This window comes from Massilia sp. 05N420 (assembly GCF_056397205.1).
Genome location: NZ_JBFTMX010000091.1, coordinates 1 through 1,634 on the forward strand (window position 1 = coordinate 1; position 1,634 = coordinate 1,634).

The 1,634-nt window shown below is 76.7% G+C and carries 1 pseudogene; it reads left to right on the plus strand.

The features are described from left to right. Positions 1–1,634: pseudogene (locus AC1DIX_RS27355) on the plus strand (penicillin-binding transpeptidase domain-containing protein); the annotation flags it as partial.

A 1,634-nucleotide genomic window follows, 5' to 3' on the forward strand; every position in this document is an offset into this window, starting at 1 on the left:
CGCGCTGGATCGCGGCCGCCGGCGAGGCGCAGGCCGCCGGTCCGGACGGCCTGGCGTCCCTGCAACCGGCCTTGCCCGGCGCCGCCTTCACGGTGCCGCCCGGCCCGGCGGTGGTGCTGGAGCCGCATGGCGGTACCGCCCTCTTGATCCTGTCCGGCCTGCGCGCCGAACCCGCCCAGCGCATCGACCTGTGCAGCCAGATGCTGGATCCGGCGCACGGACGCCTGCTGCCGCTGCGGATCGGCTACCGCTTCGACGAGGTGGCGGCGCTGGCGGCGCACAATGCGCAATCCGCCAGCCCGGTGGCGCTGCGCAATGTGGTGCTGGCCGACGAGACCATGCCGCGCATCCAGCTGAGCGGCAGCGTGGCGGCGCCGAACCTGCGCTGGGAAGGCGTGCCCGCGCGCTGGACCGGCGACCGCGGCGGCGCCGTGGTCGCGGAGGCCGCCACCGGGCAGGCGACACTCGGCCGCCAGGGCTGGCTGCTGTGGGAGCACAAGGCCCTGCGCTTCCTGCGCCGCTCCAGCAGCGCCTGCGCGGCCGGCGAGCTGGTGCTGCAGCTCTTCCGTCCATCGGCCCAGCCGGGTACGCGCGCGCTGGCGCTGGCCTTCCCGGACACGGGCCAAGCGGTCCAGGCCTGGCTGGCGCCCGGCAGCTACCGCGTGCCGGCCCAGCCCGCGCCGGCGCTGGAAGACCAGCGCCTGTTCGAGGCGCTGAACGTGCGCGGCCTGCTGCGCCTGGGTGCCGACGGGCTGGCCGAGCTGGCGCCGCCGGACCTGGCGGCCTGGCGCACGGTCGGCAAGACCGGCTGGGATCACGTTTCCATCGATGACGACACCCGGCGCCTGCTCGAGCGCCTCTACCGGCATGCCGACGGCGACTTCCTGCGCGAGCAGGTCCGCATCTTCAACAGCGAGCGCCGCCTGCTGGCTTGGCGCCTGCGCGCGGGCACGGATGCGGTGCGCACGCGGATCGAAGCGGGCGGTGCGCCGGCGCCGCTGGCGCGCGACCTGCCGGCCGCCGCCACCCGGCTGTTCGCCAGCCTGCCGCAGGGCTGGAGCGGCTGGCAGCGGGTGGCGTCCTGGCCGCTGGGTGGCGAGCGCGCCCGCCTGCGCCTGCATCCGCCGGCGCAGGCGGCTCCGGGCACGACGATGCAGCTGATGCTGGTCGGGCGACTGGGTGGAATCTCGGGCGCACGCTTGATCGCGGCAACGCCGGCCTGCGGCGGCCGTGCCTGCGTGCGTCCGGACGAAGTCCAGGTGCTGGAACTGGCGCCGGATCCCGGCGCGCGTGAAATCGTCGTGGACGCCGCGCCGCTCGGCATGGACGCGCTGGCGGCGCCGGGCGATGCCCGCTACCGCCACCTGGTGCTGAAGGAAGGCGCGCTGGCGTGGCAGGCGCTGCCGGCCGGGCAGGGACGGCGTGCGCCGGTCCGGGCCGCGGTGGCGCTGGCGGACCGCCACGGGCACAGCCTGTGGAGCGATGGCGCGCCCACCGAGGCCGCCCGCCAGGCCGGGCTGGCGCCGCTGCTGGGCGTGCAGGCCGGGCATGCCGGCAGCGTCGCCGGCATGCTGGCGCGCCTGCCGGGCAGCGGCAGCCACCAGGCCGTCCTGAGCCTGGATCTCGGCCTGCAG